The 4961-nt window shown below is 45.5% G+C and carries 5 protein-coding genes; all 5 read right to left on the minus strand.

The features are described from left to right. Positions 1–727 precede the first annotated feature (727 nt). Positions 728–1159: a hypothetical protein gene (locus tag T3A99_RS17105; RefSeq protein WP_322834595.1), complete on the minus strand. Its 432-nt coding sequence runs from the start codon at positions 1157–1159 to the stop codon at positions 728–730. A gap of 542 nt (positions 1160–1701) precedes the next feature. Beyond that, positions 1702–2085, minus strand: coding sequence for a hypothetical protein (locus T3A99_RS17110; RefSeq protein WP_322834596.1), 384 nt, complete (start codon positions 2083–2085; stop codon positions 1702–1704). A gap of 264 nt (positions 2086–2349) precedes the next feature. Further along, positions 2350–2865 (minus strand): hypothetical protein, encoded by a 516-nt coding sequence (locus T3A99_RS17115; protein WP_322834597.1) that lies wholly within the window; start codon positions 2863–2865, stop codon positions 2350–2352. Between the two features lie 257 nt (positions 2866–3122). Next, a complete protein-coding gene (locus T3A99_RS17120; protein WP_322834598.1) occupies positions 3123–3677 on the minus strand; it encodes a hypothetical protein in 555 nt (184 codons plus the stop codon). Positions 3678–3943: 266 nt separating this feature from the next. Further along, positions 3944–4414, minus strand: coding sequence for a hypothetical protein (locus T3A99_RS17125; protein WP_322834599.1), 471 nt, complete (start codon positions 4412–4414; stop codon positions 3944–3946). Positions 4415–4961: the final 547 nt, after the last annotated feature.

Raw genomic sequence — 4961 nt, forward strand, 5'->3', positions numbered from 1 at the left:
AAAAAAACAAACCGATCGATTATTCCCTCGCTGAATTAGATGCAAGGGTACACCCGGTATCAAGACGCGCGCTCTACGTGGCATATAGGAAAAGTCCTTCATACAAGTCGATTCAAAAGCTTAGTCAACCCAGAAAAAGACACCACCTCCTTATATTTCCTACTGTTTCAGCCCCTCAAAATACATTACAAAAAACGTGGTCTGTCCCCGTTTTCTTCCAAATAGAAAATATATAGCCCGCAGATTAAATTCACACATCACTAGCTACCTTAAAGGCTGAATATGCCAAACTTCTTTTGTATCAGGATTAGGAAAAAGGGAAAAAGGGGACAGATTTATTTTCTCAAATCAATCCTCCGTCTACCCTGACCTCGCCGCTCTTGGCCACGTAGCACAACGTGGTGCGGATGACTCATCCGTGGAAGCTTTCAGCGTAGCAAAAGAGAAAATAAATCTGTCCCCTTCTTTTCTGACACAACATATCAACGTTTTCAGGCGACGAGAGTGAACACCGGGAAGTGCTTGAGCGAGCGCACTGTGTAAGAATCGGATGGCCTGCATGGGGCGGGATCTTGTTTTGTGTGGTGCAACACAAGCTGCCGACTCATGCAGGTCTCTTCAATATTCCAACCTCTTGATTTTTCGTAAGAAAACTCGGGGATCCTTCAGAATCTGCCCCCTTTTTTCTTGTGCAAAATCTTTTTTCTGCTCATCACCCGTAAAAACATCAAGAATCGCTAATACTTTTCACACTTTCACAAGAATCCACTGAGAGCATGCAAATAACATTTAAAACTTCTATTGGCAGCTCGGATATCTTTTTACCATTTTTTGGTTTAGCGACTAACTTGTACCCTCCCCCACCAAAATCATGACTAAATAGCCCTTTCTTCGCCATAGAAACAAACGACTGCAAGTATCGACTCCGTTGAACTTCAGAGCTAAATACCGGGAGATTCTCTTCGACCACCTCAACCTCAAAGCATTCACTTAACGAATAAAAATACTCATACATCAACTCATACTCAGAAAGAGAATTTCTTATTGACCGCGGAACGTCCCCCTTTCCTCCAGTCGCAAAATGCGCAAGAAACCCATCTTTACACGAAGCAAACCAATCTAAATCATTGATCTCCAAAAACTCGTCATCCATTTCCATTATTCAGCTCCAAATATATTTGTGCAATTCTCGCAACGCGGAACTACGTCTCCTGTTCGAGGACGAATCGCAGGAGTAAATTTAATATCACTGAGCTTAAGGCTAGGATTGCTCAAAAGCAGTTCATTAGCAGCTCTAAACTCAGCACAACGGCCCAGAGTGTTGCCACATGCTGTTTTAATACCCAAACCTCCGAGTTTGTCCGCGTACGCTTGCAGTTGTAAAAACGTAAAAACGGGGACGGACCACGTTTTTGCCTCACAGAAAACGTGGTCTGTGCCCGTTACTTCCCGGCAACGGCAAACACCACCTGACGGTTATGGCACCTTGTACGACATGGAGTGGGTAATCGGTAAAATAATACGTCCCATCCTGGGCATATTTTATTCCTGCTCCGTGGAAGCTTTCAGCGTAGCAAATCCCCTTCTATCGCCAAGCCAAGCCCCCCCAAAAACAGCAGACCTTTATTACTCCCAGGAAGTCGCCAACTCACTTTACAAACCCCATCTAAAAATCTACCAACATCTAATGCTCCATTTCAGTCACCACCACTTCGGATAATTTTCAAACGCCTGTAGAATTCGGCTCGCGGCGCCATCAACTAAAACCTCCTCCCCACTAGCGCCTATCGCATTACCCGCAACATCCCTCTTGACGCATGACCAGACCAACTTTTTATTTTCAACATCAACCAACAACGAAAAGTCATCATTCATATCTTCAATCCGCGCTACCCTCCCCCGTTTAAGCATATCAACAAACGCATCAAATACAGCACACTCCACCCAGCACCCCATGTTGACCGAGAAAGAAAATTCAAACTTATCGACAACAATTTCTACAAAAAACTTTATCGAAGGAATGCGCTCATCAAACTCAACTAAATTTATAGCAACCCGAATCGAGCTATCTATTTGAATATCCATTCAGTAAATCTCTGTCCCCGTTATTCGCAAGGGTACACCCGGTATCAAGACGCGCGCTCTGCGTGGCATATAGGGAGAGCCCTTCTCATACAAGTCGAGTCAAAAGCTTAGTCAACCCAGCAAAAGAAATCACCTCCTTATATTTCCTACTGTTTCAGCCCCTCAAAATACATCACAAAAACGTGGTCTGCCCCCGTTTTTTGCACTTTCTTCTAAAGTCATCTGCAGAAAACGTGGTCTGTCCCCGTTACCCCTTTTTTACTACTACGAAATCCCGAATGCAATTTTATATGCCATTTCCAGCTCGAATGACTCAAGCTCCCTATATTCGGCTGACAAATCAGAGCCTAGAAGCAATCCTGTTTTATCGCTATAAACGGCATATACACTTCCATCCCACTGATCATCATCGACACAAAAAACCTTAATAGACGGACTGCTGTATTCCGTACCGCACCAAGCAATCGTAGCACCACGACTAACGAACCACTCAAGTGATGCCTGAATAAGAAGAGGCCATACACTCTCAGCCGGCCAGGATCTTATCCTAAGTTCTATTGATAGATCACTCAGCGTCTCACCCTTCCACAATCGCGACTTAAATTCTGCGCCTCCATTCCAAATAGCTTCAAAGGAAGGGAGGACCTTAGCCAACTCCTCAGTAAAGCCCGAGGACCAATATCCATAAAAAACCAAACCACTGACTTCGTCTTGATAAACTTCGCCAGTTATCGCATCTTTAACACTCCAAAATATCCCCAGACTATCTAAAGTTTTCATAATCCAAAATTCGCCATTTGCTGAGGTGAAGGTTGTATAGCTGTTACAAGGTCGCCGATTTTTATTTTACCCCTGACAGAAACGGGGACAGACCACGTTTTTGCCTCACAGAAAACGTGGTCTGTCCCATTATTTCCTTTCCTTTTTTCGAACCGTTCTAAAAATTCATCGACCCAGTTCAGACTATAATCCGCCTCCCAATCTGCACTCTTGAATCCCCATTAGCCGGTAAAACGGTCAGCCAGCTCTTTCTCTATTCACTTAGTAATAACCACAGGAATGAACATCGGAGAGGGCCCCGCTGGTAGGCTGATCATGCCTTCGCTTTTCACCACCGGCACACCCTTGCATTTAATTGCCTCAAACAGTTCCTTGGTAGCTGCCGAGTCGATATAGCCCCCCTCGTCTATAGACGCGCTCAACGCCAATTGACGCCGTTCTTCCGTCATCTGGAGCTGACTGCTCCGAAAAATCGTATGCAAGGCGATGTTTTTAAGCGCCGATATATCCACATGAGCGATCTCTACGTATTTCAACGCCTTGGTGTCCCAACCCTGAACGTACAGATCATTGGCGGTCAACGCGTAGGTGCAGAAATAGTAGGTGCCGGTATTCGAACCCGGGGTAGATACGATCAGAGAGCAACGGCCATGTTGCAAAATAGGGCTGTTCAGTCCTGGGTAGTCCTTGACAAGTTGTGCAGGAAACTGTGTTCGGTCGTAGTAGATGGTAGCCTTGTCGTAGGGGGTAGTGTTGCAGGCTGACAGGAGCAATGTCATGGATAGTAGGAGGGACGTGCCGAAATAGTGCATTGAATAATCCTTAAAAAACCAAAAAAACTAATAGAGCTCTTCTTGGAGCAGGTTTTCCACCCAAGAGGGCAAGGCCAAACTTCGTCATTTTTTACAGGCACATCAGCTAGTTAGCCGCCAAGTAAGAGCCACTCATAACCTCCTTATATTTCCTACTGTTCAGCCCTTCAAAATACATCACAGAAAACTTGGTCTACCCCCGTTCTCCCTATTGATTTTCTGTAAGAAAATTCGGAGACCCCTCAGGGTCTGCTCCCATTTTTTTCTTAGTTCACAGAAATAAAGCCCAGCCCCTCACTTATCATTATTTCTTCTGGAATCTCGTCATAGACAAAAAGCTCATCCCCTAAATTTAAAATGGATAGGCGCGCGCCATTATCAAATGAGAGAGTAATGCCTATCACTGCCTCCTCCGCCGAGGACTGCACAAGCGAAGCTGAAGCCAATCTCCTCCCCACAACATTGGAGAAACAAAGCTCATCAGAGACACAAAAAACATCTTGCCTACCGTATTCACCCAAGTCGCAACCAACAATGGGATGAAAAGAAAAACATAGCGAAGCACCATCACTTCCACCATAGAGTTTCCCAAGCTCTGCATCATCAAATTGAAGGCCAATCTCTTGAGGGAAAAAATCCCTCTCTGAAGCAAAGATATGGAATAGGGCATTTACTGATAGCAGTTTTTTCCCAAATACTGTCGGCAACCAAGAGATCATAAACTCAGGGCGTTTCATCACCTGCCACCTCCCTTCAATGCGCTCCGCACAGATGGATTCTGAGTTACTCCATCCTTCAGGATAGTCACAAATGTTCGATCAGGCTTAGTAACGACCACATCATTACCTTTGATCCTGAAGAACACATCACCCCGTACGCCATTCGCTCCTTGCCCAGCAAAAGTCCCGGGAATTACCTTTTCCGGGTTGTTCCCAATGAAGAAACGGGGACAGACCACGTTTTCTAACTAAGGCAATGAGCGCCTTCCTGGACGCCCCGGGCGGCCCCGCTGAGCTCGCCGTCCGATCATCGCTTCAATTTCAGTAGCAAATCGCGAGCCACCAAGCACATAGTTACCATTGGTCGCGGCTCGAATTTGGTCAACAGCCCTACACCCAAATCGTTTCTAAAAAGCTCCCTGTAAGCTTCTGCAGTCGATATATTTACCCCCCAAGCGACAAGTACTGAGCATGCGGAATAATAAAATACGAAGATTCTGATTGTGCGTTAGCACGATAACTCGACCAACGATATTCTGCCGGATGCGTTACCATCTTTGCCCGG

Origin of the sequence: Pseudomonas sp. N-137, from assembly GCF_034555295.1 — a bacterium.
Taxonomy (GTDB): Bacteria; Pseudomonadota; Gammaproteobacteria; order Pseudomonadales; family Pseudomonadaceae; genus Aquipseudomonas; species Aquipseudomonas rhizophila.

Excerpts from the sequence above, each read along its gene's own strand:
- T3A99_RS17115 (WP_322834597.1), bottom strand. The coding sequence starts at position 2,865 with ATGAAAACTTTAGATAGTCTGGGGATATTTTGGAGTGTTAAAGATGCG.
- T3A99_RS17125 (WP_322834599.1), bottom strand. The coding sequence starts at position 4,414 with ATGAAACGCCCTGAGTTTATGATCTCTTGGTTGCCGACAGTATTTGGG.
- T3A99_RS17105 (WP_322834595.1), bottom strand. The coding sequence starts at position 1,159 with ATGGAAATGGATGACGAGTTTTTGGAGATCAATGATTTAGATTGGTTT.
- T3A99_RS17110 (WP_322834596.1), bottom strand. The coding sequence starts at position 2,085 with ATGGATATTCAAATAGATAGCTCGATTCGGGTTGCTATAAATTTAGTT.
- T3A99_RS17120 (WP_322834598.1), bottom strand. The coding sequence starts at position 3,677 with ATGCACTATTTCGGCACGTCCCTCCTACTATCCATGACATTGCTCCTG.